Annotated in this window: 17 protein-coding genes; 6 read left to right on the top strand and 11 right to left on the bottom strand. The window is 44.6% G+C overall.

Features of this window, described 5'->3' with window-relative positions; translation table 11 throughout:
• Positions 1-119 precede the first annotated feature (119 nt).
• The gene (locus LU351_RS14585; protein ID WP_232594826.1) at positions 120-752 is read left to right on the top strand and encodes a 1-acyl-sn-glycerol-3-phosphate acyltransferase; all 633 of its coding nucleotides are present in this window, start codon (positions 120-122) and stop codon (positions 750-752) included.
• A gap of 78 nt (positions 753-830) precedes the next feature.
• On the opposite strand, the gene LU351_RS14580 is transcribed toward LU351_RS14585, so the two are convergent.
• The 6 genes from LU351_RS14580 to pilB form a co-directional block, all read right to left on the bottom strand.
• Positions 831-4,469 carry an acyl-[ACP]--phospholipid O-acyltransferase gene (locus LU351_RS14580; protein ID WP_232594825.1) on the bottom strand — a complete coding sequence of 1,213 codons (3,639 nt, stop codon included), beginning with the start codon at positions 4,467-4,469 and terminating at the stop codon, positions 831-833.
• Positions 4,470-4,686: 217 nt separating this feature from the next.
• Positions 4,687-4,893 carry a DNA gyrase inhibitor YacG gene (gene yacG, locus LU351_RS14575; RefSeq protein WP_232594824.1) on the bottom strand — a complete coding sequence of 69 codons (207 nt, stop codon included), beginning with the start codon at positions 4,891-4,893 and terminating at the stop codon, positions 4,687-4,689.
• A 21-nt stretch (positions 4,894-4,914) separates the two neighbouring features.
• Positions 4,915-5,517: a dephospho-CoA kinase gene (gene coaE / locus LU351_RS14570; RefSeq protein WP_232594823.1), complete on the bottom strand. Its 603-nt coding sequence runs from the start codon at positions 5,515-5,517 to the stop codon at positions 4,915-4,917.
• A gap of 185 nt (positions 5,518-5,702) precedes the next feature.
• The gene (locus LU351_RS14565; protein WP_232594822.1) at positions 5,703-6,581 is read right to left on the bottom strand and encodes a prepilin peptidase; all 879 of its coding nucleotides are present in this window, start codon (positions 6,579-6,581) and stop codon (positions 5,703-5,705) included.
• Between the two features lie 66 nt (positions 6,582-6,647).
• Positions 6,648-7,865 (bottom strand): type II secretion system F family protein, encoded by a 1,218-nt coding sequence (locus LU351_RS14560; protein WP_232594821.1) that lies wholly within the window; start codon positions 7,863-7,865, stop codon positions 6,648-6,650.
• A gap of 5 nt (positions 7,866-7,870) precedes the next feature.
• On the bottom strand, positions 7,871-9,592 hold the full coding sequence (gene pilB / locus LU351_RS14555; RefSeq protein ID WP_232594820.1) for a type IV-A pilus assembly ATPase PilB: 1,722 nt from the start codon (positions 9,590-9,592) through the stop codon (positions 7,871-7,873).
• 380 nt (positions 9,593-9,972) lie between these two features.
• On the opposite strand from pilB, the gene LU351_RS14550 reads away from it, so the two are divergent.
• From LU351_RS14550 to LU351_RS14540, 3 genes are all read left to right on the top strand, one after another.
• Positions 9,973-10,461 carry a pilin gene (locus LU351_RS14550; protein ID WP_232594819.1) on the top strand — a complete coding sequence of 163 codons (489 nt, stop codon included), beginning with the start codon at positions 9,973-9,975 and terminating at the stop codon, positions 10,459-10,461.
• 82 nt (positions 10,462-10,543) lie between these two features.
• Positions 10,544-11,578 (top strand): hypothetical protein, encoded by a 1,035-nt coding sequence (locus tag LU351_RS14545; protein ID WP_232594818.1) that lies wholly within the window; start codon positions 10,544-10,546, stop codon positions 11,576-11,578.
• Positions 11,571-12,764 carry an acyltransferase family protein gene (locus tag LU351_RS14540; protein WP_232594817.1) on the top strand — a complete coding sequence of 398 codons (1,194 nt, stop codon included), beginning with the start codon at positions 11,571-11,573 and terminating at the stop codon, positions 12,762-12,764. The genes LU351_RS14545 and LU351_RS14540 overlap by 8 nt, the downstream gene beginning before the upstream one ends.
• Before the next feature lie 23 nt (positions 12,765-12,787).
• Here the strand turns inward: LU351_RS14540 and LU351_RS14535 are convergent, their stop codons facing one another.
• From LU351_RS14535 to LU351_RS14520, 4 genes are all read right to left on the bottom strand, one after another.
• Complete coding sequence (locus tag LU351_RS14535; protein WP_269783472.1) at positions 12,788-14,101, bottom strand: nucleotide sugar dehydrogenase; 1,314 nt, start codon at positions 14,099-14,101, stop codon at positions 12,788-12,790.
• Positions 14,102-14,205: 104 nt separating this feature from the next.
• Positions 14,206-15,087, bottom strand: coding sequence for a carboxylating nicotinate-nucleotide diphosphorylase (gene nadC / locus LU351_RS14530; RefSeq protein WP_232594815.1), 882 nt, complete (start codon positions 15,085-15,087; stop codon positions 14,206-14,208).
• 232 nt (positions 15,088-15,319) lie between these two features.
• Complete coding sequence (gene nadS, locus LU351_RS14525; protein ID WP_232594814.1) at positions 15,320-15,610, bottom strand: NadS family protein; 291 nt, start codon at positions 15,608-15,610, stop codon at positions 15,320-15,322.
• On the bottom strand, positions 15,600-15,902 hold the full coding sequence (locus LU351_RS14520; protein ID WP_232594813.1) for a type II toxin-antitoxin system RelE/ParE family toxin: 303 nt from the start codon (positions 15,900-15,902) through the stop codon (positions 15,600-15,602). The genes nadS and LU351_RS14520 overlap by 11 nt, the downstream gene beginning before the upstream one ends.
• Positions 15,903-15,912: 10 nt before the next feature.
• Here LU351_RS14520 and LU351_RS14515 point away from each other — a divergent pair, with 10 nt between their 5' ends.
• Positions 15,913-16,077 (top strand): hypothetical protein, encoded by a 165-nt coding sequence (locus LU351_RS14515; RefSeq protein ID WP_232594812.1) that lies wholly within the window; start codon positions 15,913-15,915, stop codon positions 16,075-16,077.
• A 266-nt stretch (positions 16,078-16,343) separates the two neighbouring features.
• Here LU351_RS14515 and LU351_RS14510 read toward each other — a convergent pair whose 3' ends face one another.
• Positions 16,344-21,086, bottom strand: a complete 4,743-nt coding sequence (locus tag LU351_RS14510) for an RHS repeat-associated core domain-containing protein (RefSeq protein WP_232594811.1) — start codon at positions 21,084-21,086, stop codon at positions 16,344-16,346.
• 743 nt (positions 21,087-21,829) lie between these two features.
• On the opposite strand from LU351_RS14510, the gene LU351_RS14505 reads away from it, so the two are divergent.
• Complete coding sequence (locus tag LU351_RS14505; RefSeq protein WP_232594810.1) at positions 21,830-23,026, top strand: FG-GAP repeat domain-containing protein; 1,197 nt, start codon at positions 21,830-21,832, stop codon at positions 23,024-23,026.
• The last annotated feature ends 108 nt before the right edge of the window (positions 23,027-23,134 follow it).

Genomic DNA, 23,134 nt, shown 5'->3' with positions numbered 1-23,134 from the left:
AAACCTGAATTGATCAATTTTAGTTGATAGAAGGCCGCCTTCCTTTGCAAGGCGGTTTATTGAGAAGAAGTGTTGTCACAAGATTTATCCATGACAAAAACTAGGAAGTACACCGTACCATGCTTGGCGATTTGAACAGCATTAAACAGCAAAAAAGAATCAATGTTGCGGATGCTGAAATTCCTGAAAATATGCCAAGAATGGGAAATACATTGAGCCGCTGGTGTGGGCGTACCCTATTGTCACTCATGGGCTGGAAGCTTGTGGGTGAAATACCGAATGAAAAGCAGCTTGTTATTGCGCTTGCACCTCATACGTCAAATTGGGATTTTCTTACCGCCATGCCGTTAATTATGGCGGTGGGGGTGAAAGTCTCCTATTTGATGAAGAAAGAAGCGTTTTTCTGGCCATTCAAAGGCGCTTTTATGGCGCTGGGTGGTATTCCCACCGATCGATCTAAAGGGCGTTCTATCGTCGATCAAATTCAAACGTGGTTTTCCACTCATGAGAAGTGTTGGGTGGCGATTACACCTGAAGGCACCCGCAGTAAAGTGTCACGTTATAAAACGGGTTTTTTGCGTATTGCTCATGGAGTGGATGTCCCGGTTTGGTTTATCGCATGGGATTATTCAACGAAGACGTTTTATTCCCTAAATACCTTCCAAGCAACAGAGCACTATGAGCGAGATGTTGAGCGGATCAAAGCGCAAATCGACGCGCATTTTGTGGCGAAGCGAGTAAAACGGCAGTAACCTTAACGTAGTTAAGACATAAGTAGTTAAGACATAAGTAGTTAAGACATAAGTAGTTAAGACATAAAGGCTTTCTTTTTAAAGTTGTTCGAAAATATCCGTTATCAGTGACTGGCAACTTTTCATATCCACTTTGCCATTGCCCAGCCTCGGGATACGTTTAACGTGCTGTAAGCGATGAAATGTGTCAGATTCACTGGGCATGTCTTTTTTAATTTCCTCGCAAAATTCCCGTAGGCTCGATGTCGCTTCAGAGGTTTCCTCGTTGTCATCATGAAACGCCGTATAATCAATATTGCTTTCAATCAAAATAACAATTTCATCCTGATGTTGTTGGGTTGCCGAAGCATGAGTGAGCGCAACAATTTGATAATTTGGGTCTGCTTTATTTTCGGTGGGGTTTCCAAACTTTGCTAACACTCGGTCAATCGCAACAGAGGTGGCTTCTTCAAGGTGAGACAAGCTAATTGCCTTGTCGTTAATAGTGGCAAACCGTGATTGCCGATCCACAATGGTTAAGAAGCCTTCTGCGGTTAAAAATCCGTAATCTCCGGTTTTGAACCAGCGAATATCGTCGTCATAAATAAAGACATCGTCTTCTGAATTTTTCTCATTGGGTAAACCCTCTTGAGAAGAAACGTAATCTTTCATTACCTGATTACCGGCAACGGTAATTAAACCTTCTTCTCCGGCGGCCAATGGGGAATACGACTCTGGGTCAACGATGCGTACACTGGTGCCGGGGAGGGGTAAGCCTACCGTTTCTTCTCGGTTGCCAAATTGCACCTGCCAAGAATGTAAATCCAATACATTGGGAATGTTAACGCTGATCACCGGGCTGGTTTCGGTGCAGCCATAGCCTTCATAAATGACTTTATTAAATTTTTTCTGAAACGCTTCGCGGGTATGTGGCCGTAACTTATCACTGCCACTGATCACTGCTCGTAATGATTGCAACATAAGTGGGTCGATTTTTTCATTAAACGAAAGTTTGTGAAGCAGTAAATCGGTACTGAATAACAAACTTACTTGATGGCGAGCGATGGCTTTAGCGTGCTCCAGTGTATTGGTTGGGTCTGCCTGACACACCACAGGTATCCCTTCCAGTAGCGGCATTAACGTCGTAACGGTGAAACCAAACGCATGAAAAGGCGGAATATTGGCCAGAATAGAATCTTCTTCTTGAACGTTTAATACGTCGCTAACCTGTTTGCAGTTGGTTAAGACATTGCGGTGAGAAAGTTGTACGCCTTTGGGCGCAGATTCACTGCCGCTCGTGTGAATAATCACAGCGGTATCGTTGGGGCTGGGTAACGGGTCAAAAAAGTTACCCGAAAACATTCTCAGCAATAAAGGATTGGGCATAATGCGAGAAATAGCATCGATAAGCCAAAAGCTGGTTGGGCGGAAGCGTCCGATAAGGTCTTCAATATTGGAAAACACAAACGCCTCTTGCAGTGGTGCAAGAGAAATCCCTTTTTCTTGCAATTGTTCGAGGTATTGATCGCTGGATAACACCATGGTTACCCCGGCTTCTTTTAAGCTTTGAATGGTAAAGTGGGTATCCAAATGGGGGTTAATATTCACCACCACTTCTTGGCTCAGTAAGGCGCCAAAATTCGCGCAGAGGTTAGCGCAGCTTGAGGGTAAAAGAATCCCGATAGACGCCGGTTTGGAGGCCTGGCCTGTGCTGTCTCCTTTGCCTCGGTAACGTCCAGACAACGAACGCGCCACCAATAAACTCAGGACTAACAATTTTCGGTAGCTAACGTGCTCGCCGTCGTAGTCCAGCGCGGCGGTACTGCGGCTAAATCGTCGTGCGGTCATTAGCCACTGTTCAGCTAGAGTGGGGAGGGCGCTGGTGTACTCTTCCCAAGCGGAAATAGACAGCTCGAAGACTTTGGGTTTGAGTTCGGTCGCCGTGGTGCTGATTGGCAATGGTTTACCAAAGGCCACGATCAAGTCACGGCGTCGACCGACGGGTGCGCGGGCCTCTCGTAACTTCGGTGTGGAGCGTGAAAAGCGACTTCCCCACAACCCATGGAGGTAAAACGGCACCACTACGGCTTGTTCGTCGGTGAGCCCTTTGGTGGCTCTTTCAAAACCCGTATGGAATTTGCCCAATTGGCCATTGCGGCTGATTGCCCCTTCTGGGAATAAACATACCACTTCACCGTTGGCCAGCCTTTGGTTTACCGTCTCTAGTGCCTGTTCGCTGTAGCCTTTGGCGATGGGGATGACGTTGAACATACGCAAAATGGGTTTTAACACCGGGTGCTGATAAATGGCTCTGAGCATCACGAAATTCACCGGGCGGGGGCTGGCAATTTGCACTAAAGCCCAATCAATCCAGCTGATGTGATTACCCAATAACAGTACCCCACCGGTAGCGGGAAGGTTACGAAACCCCTCTACTTGAATGCGGTAGCGCTGGCGGAAAAAGGTACCGGCCACAATACGTGCGCAGGAGTGCGGTAAGCGTCGCACTGTATGCCCGGCACCGAAGAACGCCACCACGGCAAGCAGCGCAATAATGTACTGGCTGGGTACGTTCAGTGCGGCCAGCGCGATGGTCAGGAACAAAAAGCCCAACATGCTGACGTTTTGTATCCAGTTATTCCCTGCCAGGACGGTGCCCATTTCCTCTTCGTGGGCGTTGTACTGAATTAAGGCATTTAAGGGAACAATAAACATACCGCCCATCACGCCCACCAATAAAAAGGCCAGCGCCATCGACGTGAGGCTGCCGAGTGTGGGTATCACCAGCAATAAAATCGTAATGCCTGCCGCACCCACCGGGATTAGCCCAGTTTCAATATGGCGTTTCGACATTCGCCCAGCAATGGTCGAGCCGATAATAATCCCCAAACCACTGCAAGCGAGAATGCCCTGTATTTTGAGCGTATTGGTTTCGGCGAGCACTTCTTTAGCAAAAGCGGGAAAGGTGGCCAGTAGCACCTGAGAAATCGCCCAAAACGTGGCCAACCCGATAATGGCCTCCCAAATACTGCGTCGCCCCGTAAGGGTCGATAGGTTACGTTTTAAATAGGTGAGGTTGGCGTAAGACTGAATTGAAAAGGTTTTGGATTCATCCAATTGGCTTTTTTCGGGTAATTTTTGACTAAGCACAAATTCCACCACCGATAACGCCACCAGTAACCAACCGACGGGGGCCACGTGCGTCATGATGTTGCTGGTGTCTTGAATTAGGGGCTTGGGGATTAGAAACTCAAAAAAGCCCGAAAAGACGAACGTGCCTAATAAAATGCCGGTGATGGTAATGGCTTGCACTGCGCCGTTGGCACGGGCTAAGGGCTCTTTGCCTACCAATTCGCGAATGTAGCCGTACTTGGCGGGGCTGTAAATGGCGCTTTGCACAGCCAGCGCCAACGTTAACCCAAAAGCCGCCCAAAACCACCCAGAGTAATAACACACGGTAATCAAGAGGGTAATCACCACAGCGGCGGCAGCGGAAAGCTGCATAACACGATGCTTGGGGTACTTGTCTGAAATAAAACCGGAAGGGGAAAACAGAAGAATGAAAGGCAGCAAAATAAACGCGTTGATAATGGCGGTGAGTACCACCTGTGTGCTGCCATCGTAGACTTTAAAAATGGTGTTTTGGATGAGAATCTTATGGCCAAGATCCACAAACGCATTAAGAAACACAATCGTAACGAACGGCAAAAACCCTTTAAAGTCCAGCAAACGTGGCATAAACATTCTCCTTTGGTCGCCTAGGTTTTTATTTTTATCAATGATGAATTTTTTACGTCTTAAAAATTATATTGTTGAACGTGTGATAACTATCCATAGTTTTAGTTCATTTGAGTCAATCCTAGCCTATTGCGTTGTCTACTAAGTGCGCTACTCGATGGTCTGCTAGATGCCTTACTAAATGGTCTGTTGAACTGTCTGTTTAATAGTCTACAGATTAATAGTCTACTGAATTGATCAGTTCCTCTGAGAACACATCGTTCATTTCATTTGAGCCGGGAATACGGCGGTTTTCACTGGCCCACTCCCCCAAATCAATCAGCTTGCAGCGCTCAGAACAGAAAGGGCGGTTCGGGTGTTTTTCACTCCACTCAATCTTGGTTTGGCAAGTGGGGCATTGTACGAGGGTGGCTTTGTTACTCATGTTAGTTACTCACGTTGCTATTCATGTTCTTACGAGTTGTTCATGAAGGGCTTTTACTTGTTCTGCCAGTGCGTCGAATGAGCCCCTGTTATCCAGAATAAAATCCGCTTGTTTGCAGCGGGCAGTGCGATCTATTTGGCTATCTATGATTTTTTGCACCAATTCTTGGTTACTACCATCACGGTGAACGGTCCGTTGCAGTTGAACTTCGACTGGCACATCCACCACCACGACTTTGTCCACCATTTTCGTTTGCTGAGTTTCAATCAATAAGGGTGAGGCCAATACACAATAATGGGGGTGGTCGGTGTTTAAAAAAGTGCTGATGCGTTGGCGAATTAACGGGTGCAATAATTGTTCAAGCCACGTTTTTTTATCTTTGTTGGTAAAGACTAACTCACGTAAAGCTTTGCGGTTTAACTCGCCATTGTCTAATCGTAAATGCTCACCAAAGTACGCAAAAATACTTTCCAATGCGGGTTCACCGGGCGCAACGACGTCGCGTGCCACATCGTCTGCATCCATCACCGGTATACCGAGTTTAATGAATTGATCAACCACCGCCGACTTACCGCTGCCAATTCCGCCGGTTAATCCAATTTTTAAAGGCTGTAAAGAATTCATAAAATACGTTAAGAATGGATTAGAACTTGGAAACAGGCGACTTCCCTTTCAAGACACGCTGTAAATACGTCCTTGTACGCTCTGCGTCGGCGTCCTGCCGACGAAGGTCTTGAAAGGAAAGCCACCTATTTTATGTTTTTATCAGTATGCGTTCGATATGAAGGTTGGGTTGATGCGGAGTGGGTTTACCCAACCTGCGCCATCTGCAAATAACGGGTAATAATTTCCTCTCCCCACAGTAAAGCAATCCAGCCGGCAATGGCTAAATACGGCCCAAAAGGAATGGGTTTGGCTTTATCGCGGCCTTGCAAGAGTATCGCACCAATACCCAAAATCGCGCCCACAGCAGACGACAGTAAAATAATCAGTACCAAATACTGCCAGCCCATCCAGGCGCCCAACGCGGCCAGTAATTTAAAATCGCCAAAGCCCATGCCTTCTTTTTTGGTAATCAATTTAAACAGCCAATACACCGACCATAGTGATAAATACCCCGCCATCGCCCCATACAGCGAGCTGTGCAAATCCGTAAACAAACCCACACCAAAAAACGCGCCGCTGTTGAGTAAAAGGCCCAACCACATTAACGGTAACGTCATAGAATCTGGCAGTAATTGATGGTCTACATCAATCATCGTCAGGCTGATTAACGTCCAAGTTAATATCAATACCGCCAACAGTTGTGGAGTAAAGCCAAAATACAATGCGGCAAAACCACTCAGTACTCCGGTGGCTAATTCCACCAAGGGGTAGCGTATTGAAATCTTTGTTTTGCACTTACTGCACGCCCCTTTTAAAAACAAATAGCTAATCACGGGGATATTTTCCCAAGGGCGAATTTTATGGCCACACTCTGGGCAGGTGGAGGCGGGGAAAAGTAAATCAAAACGTTCGTTTTTTTCAGGCTTGGGTTGCTCTAATAAATCACAGCATTGATCTCGCCATTCGTCTTCCATCATTTTAGGCAGTCGATAAATCACGACGTTTAAAAAACTGCCAATCAGAAGGCCCAAAATAAAAACCGCTGGTACTAAGACCAGCGGTTGAGAAAGGTAATACGACATGAAGGGGCGTTATCCTATCGGTTGTAGTCGGTATCTATTTTTGTAGTTGTAGTTATAGGACTTGAGTTATACCACTTGGCCCATTTGGAAGATAGGTAAGTACATGGCCACCATCAGTCCTCCCACTAAAACACCCAATATGGCCATAATCATCGGTTCCATTAAAGTGGTTAAGTTATCAACGAGATTATCAACCGACTCTTCATAAAACTGGGCCACTTTGTCGAGCATTTCATCCAAAGCTCCGGATTCTTCACCAATGGCTGTCATTTGTAAGAGCATGGAGGGAAACATATTGGTGGCTCTCATAGAAGCGTTTAACTGAATACCGGTAGAGACTTCGTCTTTTATTTTCAAAGTTGCTTCTGCATAAAGCGCGTTTCCAGTTGCACCTGAAACAGATTCTAGGGCGTCAATTAATGGAACGCCTGCCGCAAAAGTGGTGGAAAGAGTTCGTGCAAAGCGAGCAACGATGGATTCATAAACTATTTTCCCCATAATGGGAACCTTTAATATATATTTATCCACTGCATAAGAGAACGCTTTGGAACGTTTCTTAGCCTCACCAAAACCAAATCCAAAAGCAGTGACACCAACTAAAATAATATGCCACCATTCTTGGACTGACTCGGATAAGCTTAATACAAATAACGTAAATGCCGGTAAGTTTGCTCCAAAGCTAGAGAAAGTTTCTGCAAATTGCGGTACTACTTTTACCAGTAAAATACCGGTAACAATAAATGCGACCACTAAAACAGCGATTGGATAGGTAAGAGCTTTTTTAATCTTAGCCTTCATTTGCTCTGTTTTTTCTTTATAGGTAGCAATCCTATCGAGCATGGTTTCTAGCGCACCGGATTGTTCACCTGATTCCACTAGGTTGCAAAATAACTCGTCGAAGTACTTAGGTTGTTTCCGTAAAGCGGATGCAAAACCGTTACCTGCGGCCACCTCCTCTTTAATTCCTAAAACTAAGGTTCTGAGGCTTGGATTCTCTAAGCCATCAGCAACAATATCAAAGCTTTGTACTAAGGGTACGCCAGCTTTCATCATGGTGGCCATCTGACGAGTAAAAATTGCAATATCGATAGGCTTTATGGGCTTTCCACCATTGCCAAATAAGGGTTTGGCCTTTTTGCGTACCTGCCCAGGTATAATGCCCTTTTTACGCAATTGGGCTTTTACCAATGCTGAGCTGGCGCCTTTGACTTCTCCTTGTATTTTGTTGCCTTTTTTGTCTATGCCTTTGTAGGTAAAAACGCTGTCGGTTGCTGCTGTTGCCATGTGGCTTAATCCTTAGTAACTCGGTTAGCTTCTTCTAGGCTTGTTAATCCCATGGCAGCCTTACGAAGTGCGGAAATACGTAAATTATTAAAGCCTTCCTTGCGTGCTTGGTCGGCAATCTGAATGGAATTACCTCCCTCCATTATAAGGCGAGAAATCTCATCCGTAATGCGAACAACTTCATACACACCAACACGTCCCTTATAACCATTATTGCAACTTTCACACCCAACCGGGTGATAAAGCTCGAATTCTTCTCGGGGGATGCCTATATCATCAAACCCTTCTTCTGTGAGAATGTGGTCAGGAATATCGTCCGCCGGTTTTTTGCACTTACTGCATAAACGACGAGCTAAGCGCTGGGCAATAATCAGACTTACCGAGGTGGCCACGTTAAAGGCAGGTACACCCATATTTAACAGTCGAGTTAACGTTTCTGGGGCGCTGTTGGTATGGAGGGTAGAGAGCACCAAGTGACCGGTTTGTGCAGCTTTAATGGCAATAGAAGCCGTGTCGAGGTCGCGAATCTCCCCGACCATTACAATATCCGGGTCTTGCCGTAGGAATGAGCGTAAGGCTTCAGCAAAAGTCAGCCCCACTTTGGTATTAACGTTAACTTGGTTAATACCCTCTAAGTTAATTTCTACCGGGTCTTCGGCGGTGGAGATATTACGTTCTTCGGTATTCAAAATATTTAGGCCGGTATAGAGCGATACCGTCTTCCCAGAGCCAGTTGGCCCTGTCACCAAAATCATCCCTTGGGGTTGGTTTAAAGCATCCATATACAGTTGTTTTTGATCGTCTTCGTACCCCAGTGCATCAATTCCCAACTTGGCACTGCTGGGGTCGAGAATTCGCAATACGATCTTTTCCCCAAAGAGCGTCGGCAGTGAGTTCACCCGAAAATCGATGGCCCGTGTCTTCGAGATCTTCATTTTAATACGACCATCTTGCGGTACACGCCGCTCAGAGATATCCATTTGTGACATCACTTTTAAACGAGCAGAAATACGAGTCGCCAAGTTACCCGGGGGTTTAGCCACTTCCAGTAATACGCCATCTCGACGAAAACGCACCCGGTAGGTTTTCTCATAAGGCTCAAAATGGATATCTGAAGCGCCAGACTTAATAGCATCTAACAGCACCTTGTTAATAAATTTAACAATGGGGGCTTCATCCACTTCGGCGTCATCGTCTTGTTTATCGTCGTCGCCCCCTTGCACATCTAACGACTCTAACCCTTCTTCGTCTAAATCGCCTAGGGCGTCGCCAATTTTAGAGTCTTCGTCATTCAGGTAAGTCTCAATGGCTCTTTCGAGTTTATCGGGCTCAACTAAGATGGCATCCGTACTTAAGCCGGTATTGAATTTTATTTCGTCAATGGCGTGTAAATTGGTGGGATCAGCAATGCCAATAAATAAACGATTACCACGCTTAAAGAGTGGGAGTGCCTTGTGTTTGGCGATGAGTTTGGAATCCACCAAATCTTTCGGGATGGCGTCTTTTCGTAATACGCTGATATCAAATAAAGGGGAGCCAAACTCTTCAGAAGCCGCTTGGGCCACTTGGGCAGATTTCATAGTGCCAGATTTAACTAGGTGCAACGCCAAAGAGATATTCTCAGCTTTAGCGCCTTCAGTGGCTTTTTGTGCATCTTCGGCAGAAAGGTGACCATCGTTGACTAGGCGTCTGGCAAGGCCGCTTAGCGTTAGCGTAGTTTGATTCATAAGTATCGGCGCATAAAGTGAATTAATGTATTAGGGGCAGCTAATGACCTTAATCTTATAAGGTTTGTTCGTCATAGTTCTACCCTAAAACCAGTGTAGGTGTTTTTACACCGTATAGTTAGTTTAGGTGGTTGTTTGAGGTGCCGCACAAGGTGAATGTGACGTATTTCGTCAGTAATAGACGGCTTTTGAAAGAAAAAAAGGTGGGTATTGGTTGTTTTTGCATGACGAAGGTGGATAACAATGTGTGCAAGCCTTAAAAAATAAGCATTGTAAAAGCTGGCATTGTATTTGTATAAGGCTAGGTAAGCTTGCTTGGGCCAGCGCCTACACCGCAGGTGGTACCAAACCAATATCTTATGAATGTGGAGTTATACACCATGAAACAAGTACAACAAGGTTTTACCTTAATTGAATTGATGATCGTTGTTGCCATTATCGGTATTCTGGCAGCGGTTGCTTTGCCTGCATATCAAGATTACACCGTTCGCGCAAAGATTTCTGAAGGTGCTATTGCGGCTAGCTCCTTAAAACTCGGTGTAACCGATTTGTTTGCGGATGATGGTATGGACGGAATTGCCAGATACTCTGCTGAAGTTGCTGCTGATCAAGCTGCTTTCACAACTGAAAAAATTAGTGCCGTAGCCGTAACTGCCACAACAGGCGCCATTTTAATAACGCTTGGTAACATTAATCAGCTTGGAACGAATAATGTTTTAGCATATGTTCCCACTATTGGTGGTGCAGCTCTATCAAATACAAACTCAGCTGGGACTATTAGATGGGATTGTAATACCACTCAAACAACAATTGAAAACAACTTTTTGCCTGCTGAGTGTCGTAAAGCAGCAGCTACTACAGGACCTTAATTTTGTATAATTGATTAGAGTGGTTTAAAAAAGGGGCCGATAAAGCCCCTTTTGTTTAGTGGGTTTTTGAGGTGCTTGATATATGAGTTCAAAGGCTCAAAGTGTTTGTTTTCGTAACCCTTTTTTTGATAGCTTTTTTGTTGTTATCCTACCTGTTATTGCGATTTCTTCAGCAGTATTTGTCTCAATTAACCCCAGCTATTTTGATTTGGTATTATTGCTAGATCTATCATTGTTAGGCTATCATCACGTCATTTCTACTTATACTCGCTTGGCTGGCTCTTGGGAAAGCAATAAACTAAACAAAGCGCTAACGTTATATTTACCCCCTTTTGTACTATTCGTGGTGTTTTCTCTTGCTTTAATTGGTTCGGTTTGGCTAATCGCTACTGTATATTTGCATTGGCAATGGTGGCACTATACGCGGCAGAGTGAAGGGATTGCGAAATCTATAAAGTACAAGTCACAAAGTACTGAGAGCGGCCCTGTATTATTTCACCGTTTGGTATTTTATATCACACCTATCACCACCTTTGCTTATATGTCTTCTCTACAGCCAGATGCTTTTTTGTATATGGATGTAGTGACATTGCCAATACCTGCCGAGATGGTTTATGGTCTCGCAGCTATTAATATTATTCTGATGATCGCATGGGGGTGTTGGCTTATTTGGGCGCTCTATTCTCAGAAGGTATCTTTAAATTATGCTTTATATCATCTCTCTCATCACGCCATTTTCGTAGTGGCCTATGTGGCGATTTCCAATATAAATTATGGTTGGTTAGCCATTAATATATGGCATAATTTTCAATATATTTTGTTTGTATGGCATTTCAATACAAAAACCATTAACAATACTGTTAACTCGGGTAATAAACTTTTATTTTGGTTATTTAAACCGTCTAGATGGTATCTCTATTTTGGTGTCTGTCTTGTCGCTACGGCGTTATTTTATGGCTTGGTGGATGCGGGTATTTCAGTGTTAACGGTGTATACCACTCTTCCTTTAACTGTTGTTGTGTACATGGCGATTAATTTTCATCACTATGTTGTAGATACTTATATCTGGAAGTTAAGGCAGCCTAAAATTAGATCGGTTATAGCGGCTAGTGCATAGTTTTTTTGTTGGGGCTATCAATTGGTTAGTCGGTTCCCCGGGTAGGATATCCGCTCTTGATGGATTAAGAGCAATTGCTATTCTCTTTGTTTTGCTGCGTCATGGCATTAGGGGAATGGAAGAATGTTGTTTTAAAATACAAGATCAATATTCCACACTCTATCATTTTATGCAGAATGGGTGGGTGGGAGTTGATCTTTTTTTTTGTTTAAGTGGCTTTTTTATTGGTTATCACCTGTTGGGTGTTTGGCCAGATAGAGCATCAATAATAACGTTTTTTGGGAAATATTGGATAAAACGTATTCTTAGAACGTTTCCGCTCTATTATGCGACAATTGCTTTGATCGTGCTCGGTGTTTTTCCGGGAGTGTATTATTCCGGTGATGACCTGTTTTCCGAGATGCAAACTCATATTATTTTTATGCAGGATTATAATGGTACAGAGTTTTTGGCTCCATTGTGGTCGTTAGCAGTAGAAGAAAAATTTTACTTTGTATGCCCTTTTTTGATATGGCTCCTTTTGAAGTTTGATAATAATAGGGTGTTCGTTGTAATTGTTTTACTTTCAATCTCAACTTTACCTCTTCTTTCTCGCTTATTTACTATTCAAAGTTACAGTCCTGGAAATTATCCTGAATTTTTCTGGAGTGTAAGAGCCCCATTTCATATGGCTTTTGATGGATTGGTTTTAGGTTTAATGTGGTCTTGGTTATATCATTGGGATGTGCTCTCTAACTTCTTTAAAAAATACGCTTTGATAGGCTTTTTTTTAGCCTTTTTGATGTTGGTGTCTGTTCTTTGTTACAAAGATTGGATGGCGGTGGGTAATTGGCAGAATACGGCTTGGGTGATTTACTTTATATCGATATTGTGTTGTATGATGGTCAGTTGTGCCAGTTTTTGTAGTGGCTATCTAAATGCTTTTTTAAGTTGTAGGTTCATGCGCTTAATCTCCCGCTTATCATACAGTTTGTATTTATCTCATATGCTTGTTGCCCCTATGGTCGGTAGTTTTTTTCTTGGGGTATTGAATAAAGATTTTGTTCAAGGCTTATTTGGTGAAATTTGGTACGCTCTTTATTTTTTAATTTTTTTGTTCTTTAGCTTTTTGATCGCGTTAATTATGCATATTATGGTAGAGAAGCCTTTTCTTAAGTTGAAGGATGCCATCTCGATGAAGCAATAATACTAGAGTTTTGGTAGTGTTTATCAAGCACCAACAACACAAGGTATTTCCAGCTGATACTCACTCAACACATTTTGCGTATCAACAACCAGCGGTAGCGAAAAAATATTTTCTAAATTTAAATCATCGTGCGGTGTCGCCAACACCCCCGCATCAAATCCCCGAAGATTCTCTTCCGTAATTTCAACGCTTTTCAAATCAAACTGATGGTCCCGCATTTTAGGAAACACCGGTATGTGCGGGTCGCTGTATTGCACATCTGCGCCTTTTGCTCGAAGAATTTCCATAATTTTAATGGCAGGGCTTTCGCGGGCGTCGTCGATGTTCTTTTTGTAGGCAATCCCGAGGATTAATATTTTACTGCCTTTTAACGCTTTGCCTCTGTCGTTTAAGGCGTCCATTAATTTACCGACGACCCACTCGGGCATGGCGCGGTTTATTTCTCCGGCCAATTCAATAAAGCGGGTATTGATTCCGTATTCCTTGGCTTTCCAAGTCAGGTAAAACGGGTCGATGGGTATGCAGTGGCCACCCAAACCGGGGCCGGGGGTGTATTTTGTGAAGCCGAAGGGTTTGGTGGCGGCGGCGTCGATCACTTCATGAATATTAATGCCCATTTTATCCGCCACAATTTTCATTTCATTGACGAGGCCAATATTCACGGCGCGGTGAATATTTTCCAGCAGCTTGGTCATTTCGGCGGCTTTGGTGGAGCTGACCGGCACCACTTGTTGGATGATGGTTTCATAAAAAGCAATGCCATGGCGGTTGCAGGCCTCGGTAATGCCACCGCAGACTTTGGGAATGGTCGCGGTGGAATGGTGTGGGTTGCCTGGGTCTTCCCTTTCGGGGGAATACACAATAAAAATGTCTTCGCCCACCGTTAACTTCATCGATTCCGCCACGGGCACCAGCAATTCTTCCGTGGTGCCGGGGTAGGTGGTGCTTTCCAATATCAGCATCGTGTTGGCGTGCAAGTGGGGTTTTATCGTCTCAAGGGTTTGGGTGATAAAACGCATATCCGGTTCACGATGCCGGTTCAGTGGGGTGGGCAGGCAGAGTATGACAATATCGAGCTCGCCAACGACAGAAAAGTCGGTGGTGTATTGAAAGCCCAGTTGGTTGGCGTTTGCTATGCGGTCGCTTTCCACCGTGCGTAAATAGGTTTGATTATTGGCGAGCTTTTCGATTTTTTCCGGGTCAATATCCAAACCCGTAACGTGTTGGTACCCGGCTTCCACAATGGTCAGTACCAGTGGCAACCCCACGTAGCCTAAACCAATCACACCAATGTGAGCGTGGCGAGCGGCGATTTTTTCTTCCAAAATTGACATCATAAGAGTCGCTTCTTTATTCATTTCAACCTATTGGTTTCTGTATTTTAGGGCCTCTATCCATTCCGACTCTATCCATCAGGGGTCTATCTATTAGAAAGCGCCCGTTAAAAATCCACTCTCATGGACAAGTCCACGGCTTTGCAGTCTTTCGTTAAGGCTCCAATCGATACGTAGTCCACTCCGGTTTCGGCGATGCGGCGTAAGGTTTGGTCGGTTACTCCGCCGGAGGCTTCCAGCTTGGCTTTCTCGGTTCGATTCTGGTTAGCCACGTGGTTGGCGTTAATGTGTACCGCTTCGCGTAAGTCGGCCAAGGTGAAGTTGTCGAGCATGACGATATCGGCCCCGGCATCCAACGCGCATTTCAGCTCTTCGATGTTTTCCACTTCCACCTCTACCGGTTTGCCAGGGGCGTGTTGTTTCGCCGTGGTGATGGCTTCGGCGATACCGCCGCAGGCCGCGATGTGGTTTTCTTTAATTAAGAAGGCATCAAACAACCCGATGCGATGGTTATAACACCCCCCTTGGGTAACGGCGTATTTTTGCGCGGTGCGCAGGCCGGGCAGGGTTTTGCGGGTATCGAGCAATTTAACGTCGGTGCCGTGCACGAGGTCTGAGTAGTAGTGGGCCACGGTGGCGGTGCCAGAGAGCAGTTGCAAAAAATTGAGCGCGGTACGCTCGCCGGTTAATAAGCTGCGGGCATTGCCTTTTAAGGTAAACAGCGTGGTATTGGCTTCCACTTTATCGCCATCGGCCACATTCCAATCAATGGTCACGCCGGTATCGAGCTGATGGAAGGTTTCGTTTACCCAGTCTACCCCGCAAATAACGCAGTCGTCCCGCGTAATCACGGTGGCGGTTGCCTGATTCGACTCGGGTATCAATGCCGCCGTAATGTCACCGTCGCCAATGTCCTCTTTCAGTGCCAGCGCCACGGCGTGGCGGATGTCATCGGGTAAGGTGGTGATGGGGGAGTCTGAACTGCTCATGAAAGGCCTTCTCTACGGTGGCGAAAATGGCGCCAAATCTGAAAAACCGAGCTGCAATGGGGGGTATGTTTATTCTGTATACACCACAGGTCAACACGGACGATACCGGCAATTTTAGCAGTTTATAATAAAGGGGGAAGGGGCTTTGAAGGTGGGGGAGGTGCGTGAAGTCGGGTGAAAATAGGTTGTTTTCCTCAGAGATACTTCGCTCAGATGCCCCCATAAGCCGAAGTTAACCATGCAGGGTTTTCAGTGCATGTTTAGGGTCGGCCTCTACAATACGTAAAAGTGCCTTGGCGGGGCCGGTTGGTTGCCGCCTGCCTTGTTCCCAATTTTCTAACGTTCGTTTGCTTACACCAATTAAGGAAGCAAAGCGCATTTGGGATAATCCCGTCTTTTCACGGATGTGCTTTACTTCCGGCTCAGGAAATTCTGTTACCTTAGCAGCGGCCTTTTTGCCTTGGACGACGTCGTCCATTTCTTGCACACTGGCCAGTAACTCATCAAATATTTCATCTTTCATCTGACCACCTCTCAACGATTGTTTTCAGTGCTTTCTTTTGTTCTGATGTTAGGTCTTCTTGCTCACTTTTCGGGTAGACATACAGCATATAAATTTGTTCATCTTCCGTCATCCAATAGTAAATTGCTCTAACACCACCGCTTTTACCTTTGCCTTCAAGTTTCCAGCGTACTTTTCTCAAGCCGCCGGTGCCTTGAATTATTGTGCCCATACTAGGCCGGTTTACCAAGGCTTCTTGCAATGCTTTGTACTCGTCATCGTTCATCAGTTCTTTGATTCGACGAGTAAACACGCTCGTTTCTATGATAATCATAGAGGTGAGTGTACGTCATTGGCGTATATTTTCAAGTGGAAAGGGCTATGGAGTATGGCGTGACGCTTGCCCACTGCGAGGTTTTTTAGCGGCTAAAAGGGGAAGTGATGACGGTGCCAATAAAAATGCCGCTGCGGATTTGCAAGCGGCATGACATAGGACAGAGCAGCTTTTTTTAATATGCAGCCCTCGGATTACGATTATTGCTGATCAAATTTGCTCTTTACTCCACACGATAGTATTAGCACTATTCCTATTATGAAGCTTCCTAAGCAAATTTTGCCTAAAATACTTAGTAACCCTCTAAATTTTTCCATAAAAATAAAATGATCTATGACCGATAAAATAATCAAAAAAGTTAATATGGAAATAGATATATAAACAATATTTTTTGCTATTTGAAAAATTTTCATCTTTCAGTTATTCACTTTGTTGGCATGTGCAGCTACTATTTACGCCAGCATATGCTCCAGCAAGAGAATTTTCAGCTGTTGATCCTATGCCAGCTGTTACATTGGCCCTTAACGCAGTATTGGTATCTATCATCTTGGGACCTAAGATACCAAGCTTTTCTCCAATACGTCCGAAAAATCCTCGCCTCACCCTAACCATATTCTTGGGAACAAGTACACCAGACATTTTACCAACAATACCACCAGCAACTGCAAAGCTGCCATTGACAATAGAGTTAGGTATATCTACTGTCCCACAATCTAATTTAGACCTAAGGGCGCTGGCTCCTGCTGAAGCGCTAAACCCTAAAAATAAGGAGCCTCCACCACTAATAAATCCCGCCGCTCCAGCCTGTAGTCCATCAAATGCTGCGTCACGAAAACTGTTATCATTTACAAAATATGAATATCCAAATCCCACTACTAAACCGGCTGCACCTCCTACTGTTTGTGGAGTGAAAAAAAGGCCTGTGGGGTCAGAAGAATTTATCGGATTTTGATGTACGTAACTGTAGGTATTCGGCCCATCATAAAGCCCTAATAAATCTGACTGGATATAACGACCACACTCAGCACAATAATCTCGGTTCCAATTATAAGAATACCCCGTCACCGAATCATAATACTGCCCCGGAAAGCGAAGTTTAAAATCAACATCCACTTCATCACTTTCCGCAACGATCGCACCAAACGGCTCATATTCTGCCGACCATACCACACGTTGTTCAGCATTAGTAATCCGCTGGGGGGTGCCGAGGTGGTTGGTGTGGATGTAGTAGAGGTTTTCGGCGCCATTGTTTTCGTAGGTGGCCAGTGCGATTAATTCGGCGCCAAAATAAACGTATTCCCGCAGGGTTTGACCAGTGGCATCGGTGATGGCGATAAGTTGGCCGTTTTCATCGTAGTGATGATACGTTGCCACGCCATTGGTTTCCCATTTCACCCGTTGGCCCATGGCATTGTGGGTGACGGTTTGGGTTTGAGTGCCTTTGTTAAATTCCACCGGGCGATTATTGACGCCGTATTCGATGGTGAGCGGTGTGCCGTCTTGGGTGTCTTCGAGGGTGTTGCCGTTGGCGTCGTGCTCGAAGGTGCGGGTGGTTAGCTCGCCGTTGTTATCGATTTCGACGGTTTTTAATTGATTGGCGTTGTCGGCATAGGTATAACGTTCGCTTCGAACTTGCTCATTGTGAGTGTGGGTTAATTCGATGCGATTACCGACACCATCGTAATCAAAACTTTGCGTGCCGTAGAGATTGCCTTCGGCGGTGCTGAGTCGATCTAATCGGTCGTAATCGAAAATTTCGTTGTGCTCACCATTGGCATCGGCAATGCTGGTGATGTTGTTGGTGAGGTCATACACGTAATTGCGCGCCAGTGTGGTGGCGTTGCCTTCAATCACGAGGTTTTCTAAGCGGTAATCCAAATCGTAATTGAGGGCTTTGGTTAAGCCGTTGCCGTATTCGAAATGGTTGACGGGGCCGAAAGGTTGGTAACGGGCGCGGCTAAGTAACGATTGCTCATCGCTTAAAGCCGAAGTTTGTGTGGTGAGTTGATTAACTCGCCCTTGAGCATCGTAACCAATATTGATTACTCGGCCCGACGGGTAACGAGTTTGAATTTTCTGCCCTGCTGCATTGTAAGCGTATTCAGTGTGATATTCGTGATTGCCTATTTTTAGTTGTTTTTCGGTAAGTAAACCAAGATGGTTGTAACGGTACTCTGTCGAGCCAGCCTCATCGATTACGTTGGTTAATTGGCCGATGCCAAGGTTACCGTTTTCGGTTTGATCATAACGGTAGATAATATTTTGGCTAGCATCACTGGGGTAAAGAATATCGGTTAAACGATTTAATGCATCGTAACGATATTCGGTGCGAATGCCGTTGGCGTTGGTTTCTGCGATTTGATTGCCAGCGTTATCGTACTCAAAAACCGTGGTGCCGGTATCGGGGCTGATTAATTCAATTAAATCGCCAAAGCCGTTGTAGCGGTATTCGGTTTTTAAGCCACGCTGATCGGTCACGCTGGTGATGCGATCTTGCGCGTCGTAAGAATACGTAATTTCACCGCCGTCGGCGTCGGTGGTTTTTTGAAGGCGATTTAAGGCATCAAACGCTTGGGCCGTGGTATGCGCTTTGGCGTTGGTATTTTCAACGGGGTTGTTATTGCCATCATAACGAATATCGGTACTTTGGCCGTGGTTGCCCGTCGTGGTCATTAAACGGCTTAACCCATCGAACACTTGAGTGTGGCGATAATGCAAAGTGCTAGAGTGATCTTGAATGGTTTGTTCAAGAATATTGCCTTCGGTATCTAACGTTAATTCGATGCGATTGCCGTCGCCATCGGCCATCGCCGTTAAACGACGGTTGGGGTCGTATTCGTAATGAATGATGGCGCCGCTGGGCTGAATCGCAGTAATTAAATTACCGTTGAGGTCGTATTGATATTCAGTGGTGTTTTCAAGCTCGGTATCGACGGCCGTTATCACATGCGTTAAACGCTGCACCGCATCGTACATAAAACGATGTTGAATGCCGTTTTCATCTTGCAGCAATGTCACGTTGCCGTGGGCATCGTATTCCAGGTAGTCCACTGTGTGCCCAAGGGCGTTGCGCATTTGTTGTAAATCTCCCGCCTTATGAGTCGCGCTGGCGGTGTCGTAATAAGTGTAAGTGGTGGTGGCGTTATCAAAAGTGCGTGTGCGAGTTAACGGGTTGCCCAAGGCATCATACGTAAATACCCATTCGCGCGCGGCAGTGGCAGGGTCAAGTTCAGCATCAAAGGCATTTTCGCCATTTAGGTCTTGTGTTGCTTGTTGTACCTCACGGCACAATAACGGCAACACTTCATCCCCAAATGGGGCGGGGCTGCATGAGGCGATGTCGTTATTGTTAAAGGGGTCTGGCTGACCATTGTAGACGTAAGTGGTCATCACCCCCGGCGCGGCCACCGCAGTGGGTTTTAATAAATTCAAATCCCATTGGGTGGTGGTTTTTACGGCGCCTGCGGGTAAAGTGACACGGCCTAAAAACGTGCCTCGGCTACGTGGGGGCAACCCCTCAACGCGAGTTTGTTCAAAGCCGTGAATGGAGTGATACGCGTATTCTGAGATATTGCCGTTAGCATCGGTTTTTTTTGTGATGCGGCCTTCGGTGTCGTAGGTGTAGCGGGTGTGGGTTCGTGAGTTACTGATACTCGCATCAGTGGCGGGCACGCGTTTTTCTGTTAAACGACGGGTGCCATCTTCTAGGGCCGAATTAAAAGACCATCTTTCTGAAAGCCCTAAGCTATTCTGAATGGTGTAACTTCTAGATGTACCGGTTAAACCAGAAATAGAAATTTTATTTGCACCATTAAATCCCTCGGTGGAGATAGCTCGACTATTCGAAGAGTTATAGTAATAAGTGCCAATACGATTACCGAAAGAATCAAATTTACCCGTAAGGTAACGAGCCCGATCAGTATTGCTGGGGTCGCCACCAAAGTCTGGTTCATTGTAGGTATAACGAATTGATTTGCCATCTGGCCATGTTACGGTATCAATTAAGCTGTAATTTACCGCACTTTCGTCTTCTCCAACGTAACGGTAATGAATAAAACCCCCGGTGGGTAGCTGGACTTGCTTTAATTGACGATGTTGGCTGTAGTGGTAAACCAGCGAGCGGCCTGTGTGATCAGTTTTTTGTTTTAATAAACGATTTTCGTATTGGTATTTTACGAAGCCACCATTTAATTCATAGGTTGCTAACGGAAAGCCTTTTTCATCAAAATAGGTGCGGTTACCGTTGCGGTGATTAAGTAGCCATTCGGCATTCGGTTCGGCATCAATGCTAATGGGTTTAACTTCTAAACGACCATTGTGGCCACCTTGTGGCTTATAACTATTTCCTTGTTTTTGGAAGTTGATAAATTCCCCATTTAACCAAACGTAAATCGACTCTCCTAAATAATAGGAACGGCAGATTTTTCTGGGAACTCTGACTATGTCATAAATTTCAGGTGTACTTAAATCGTACTCAGTAGTTACATACGTCGTACAGTATGAAAGAGCATCAGATTCATTGGCAAAACGGCTTAATACTAAACGAGGCTCGGTTTTAAAATTCCACCCTTGATGCTGATTACGATAAGAACGCTGTAAATTTAATAAACCGGTTTTTGATTGATAATCCGTTTCGAATTCGTATTTATCACCAGAGGCCACGTCAATAGGGTTACCCATTCGGCACGATTGATACTCTTGGCGTTCGCACCATTGTGTCCGACTATCATCATCATTTTGTTCGGTAACTTTTGAGAACCCTTCGGGGCAAACATTCCAATGCCGAATACCAAGGCGTCCCCATTCTATTTCGAAATTTTCTCGTTTATTGTAAATTGTTCCATGATGGCCATATAAGTCATACTCAACTGCTTTTCCGTTGATAATTCTAGCGCCTTCTGTTGCCCAGTAATTTTCAAGACGATACCAGTTGCAACCCCAATCTCCATCTGTATTGCCACTATGACGTTGCATACAAGCATCAAAGTTTGTTTGATCATTGGCATTTCGGTGAGCAATTAGTTCATCAATGCTAAAATGTTGAGTACTATCTCCAATAATCGAATAAATTTCTATCGGCTCAATTCGGTTAGTATCGGCACTGATATGGCCCGATAACCCGATGAACATCATCATCGAGAAAAATAAAAAAAGTCGTTTCATAAAAAGAAAACCCTACGCTATCCGTAATAAACCCTTCCCACCCATCAAGTCGAGCATACACGAAGAGTATGCTCAGGCTGGTATTGTGAATGTATATTTAATCAGGGGCGGTTTTGTACACAAAAAGATCGATAAGATCAACCAAGAAAAGACTCTGAGCGCCATGGATTTTTCAAGCGATTAATTCATTTGAGAACAGGCGGGCGGGGGTTTTCTTTTTTGATTATTTTTTAAACTAAAAAAAGAGAGAAGTTTAGAAGCAACATGGCTATTCACGCCAAGGTGGTTGCAAAGTGGTCAAGTTAAAGTACGTAGACTAAAAAGAAACCATTTTGATAAGTTATGTAAAGAAATCTGAAGATTTCTTTAGTGGGCCTCATGCGAAGTGTTATGCCTGAAGGGCGTATAGATGTGGCTTGGGTATTGATATTGTATTGTATGAGAGTGATTTGTTGTTATTTTTACCGTTTTTATTTGCGCATTAAAAATTTAAATCCTACTCTTAAAACCCGTACTGCTCAAAATCAAACAATGTAATTTTGTTGGGTAGAGCAGTAATGTCTCATAAAATTTCTATTACAAGTGTTGATGGCTTACTTTGGTGTCAATGGCATCAAAGTGTATTTTTCTAGTTCAATCGTGAAGTGCCTCTTGGATGTCCTTGGTAATGAGTGTCACAGCTTTGTGACTTTTTTGTTGCTGTACATTGATATTTTCAATACTTAATTTAAGGGGGTGTTTTTATGAATAAGCAAAAATGTTTTGATACTTTTTCTCTTTCTGTTGCGGCAGTAATATCAATAACTCTGTCGGTGTCGGTTAATGCGCAAGTAATCAATAAAGTGGAGTTAGATGGCCGTTATAGTTCTGGTGCTGCTATTGCCGATATCGATGGGGATGGTGACCTCGATTTAATTATTGCAGGCAGGAAAGATGAATTGCATTCAGATACGATTGTTTACAAAAATAACGGCAGTGGTACTTTTACAGCGAATGCATCTGAGAATATTCCTGTTACGTGGTTTGCCACCATCGAAGCAGAAGACTTGAATAATGATGGACTTATTGATGTATTCATGAGTGCAAGGTCTATTCGGTTTCGAAGCATTATTAATGCTTTCCTTGGTGATGGGGAAGGTGAATTTACTGCCCAGGATAATCGATTTATTCGTCTGCCAACTGCCTCTAAAATGCGATTGGGTGATTATGATGGGGATGGAGATTTTGATGTTTTGGTTTTCGGTATTTACGGATTCCCAGACAGACGCACACAGCTTTACGAAAATGATGGTTCAGGGAAATATTCGCTGGTTACCGATTCCTTTTTTGATGGCGTGAATGGGGATGCATTATTTGGGGATTTTGATTCTGATGGTGACGAAGATATTCTCCTTGCAGGGTTGCGAGCCCTTGGTGCGAGTGCGGACGATATTGTTGGGCAATTTTATGAGAATCGTATGGGAAGATATTCTGTAGAAAATGAGCGTGCTTTTGAGCCCGTGAGTTTCGCGGTAATGGACAGTGGTGATATTGATGGTGATGGCGACCTTGATATTGTTGTGTCGGGATTGGATATCAATAATAATCATACAACAGTGCTTTACACTAACGATGGCTTAGGAAATTTTCGACGTGTTTTCAATGGTAATATTGCTCAATTAGTGTATGGGGATGTTACCTTTGCGGATGTTGATAACGACGATGATTTAGATCTTCTGCAAATGGGGCGTAATGAGCGCGGTGCGAGTCAGACTTTTCTTTATTTAAATAACGGCAGAGGCATTTTCACTCCTTATAACCGAGTTTCTTTCGAGGGGCTTGAGAGGGGGACGATTGATGTTGCCGATATTAACGGAAACGGAACGCCAGACGTATTGTTTACAGGCATTAATAATCGAGACAGAGCGAAATCGACGATTTATTTTGATGTTATGGAGTAGATGTTCAACTGACAATATTTTAGTTTAAAGGTTGGCGTTTTGAAGGTGGCGCCATTAAAAATGGAGGATTATCGCATGGATGCTGGTTTGGTCGTGGTTTGAAATATT

It is taken from the genome of Marinibactrum halimedae, from assembly GCF_021234875.1.
Taxonomy (GTDB): domain Bacteria; phylum Pseudomonadota; class Gammaproteobacteria; order Pseudomonadales; family Cellvibrionaceae; genus Marinibactrum; species Marinibactrum halimedae.
The sequence above is the reverse complement of the archived record's forward strand: the minus strand, read 5'-3'. Positions and strand labels throughout refer to the sequence as shown.